The organism is Pseudomonas sp. xss_2 (assembly GCF_043104195.1).
Taxonomy (GTDB): Bacteria; Pseudomonadota; Gammaproteobacteria; order Pseudomonadales; family Pseudomonadaceae; genus Aquipseudomonas; species Aquipseudomonas urmiensis.
This window is the reverse complement of record NZ_JBICKL010000096.1, coordinates 1-994: the sequence shown is the minus strand read 5'-3', so window position 1 is coordinate 994 and position 994 is coordinate 1. Positions and strand designations below refer to the sequence as shown.

The following is a 994-nucleotide window of genomic DNA, read 5'->3' as shown; positions in this document are numbered from 1 at the left end:
ATGGTTTGAGCCCCGTTACATCTTCCGCGCAGGCCGACTCGACTAGTGAGCTATTACGCTTTCTTTAAAGGGTGGCTGCTTCTAAGCCAACCTCCTAGCTGTCTAAGCCTTCCCACATCGTTTCCCACTTAACCATGACTTTGGGACCTTAGCTGACGGTCTGGGTTGTTTCCCTTTTCACGACGGACGTTAGCACCCGCCGTGTGTCTCCCATGCTCGGCACTTGTAGGTATTCGGAGTTTGCATCGGTTTGGTAAGTCGGGATGACCCCCTAGCCGAAACAGTGCTCTACCCCCTACAGTGATACATGAGGCGCTACCTAAATAGCTTTCGAGGAGAACCAGCTATCTCCGAGCTTGATTAGCCTTTCACTCCGATCCACAGGTCATCCGCTAACTTTTCAACGGTAGTCGGTTCGGTCCTCCAGTCAGTGTTACCTAACCTTCAACCTGCCCATGGATAGATCGCCCGGTTTCGGGTCTATACCCAGCGACTAAACGCCCTATTAAGACTCGCTTTCGCTACGCCTCCCCTATTCGGTTAAGCTCGCCACTGAATATAAGTCGCTGACCCATTATACAAAAGGTACGCAGTCACCTAACAAAGTAGGCTCCCACTGCTTGTACGCATACGGTTTCAGGTTCTATTTCACTCCCCTCTCCGGGGTTCTTTTCGCCTTTCCCTCACGGTACTGGTTCACTATCGGTCAGTCAGTAGTATTTAGCCTTGGAGGATGGTCCCCCCATGTTCAGACAAAGTTTCTCGTGCTCCGTCCTACTCGATTTCATTGATAAGAGATTTTCGTGTACGGGGCTATCACCCACTATGGCCGCACTTTCCAGAGCGTTCCACTAATCTCAAACCAACTTAAGGGCTGGTCCCCGTTCGCTCGCCACTACTAAGGGAATCTCGGTTGATTTCTTTTCCTCAGGGTACTTAGATGTTTCAGTTCCCCTGGTTCGCCTCTTGCACCTATGTATTCAGTACAAGATAC

Annotated in this window: 1 rRNA gene; it reads right to left on the bottom strand. The window is 50.6% G+C overall.

Annotation, left to right across the window (positions count from 1 at the left end):
• Positions 1-994 (bottom strand): 23S ribosomal RNA (locus ACF8K2_RS24060); the annotation flags it as partial.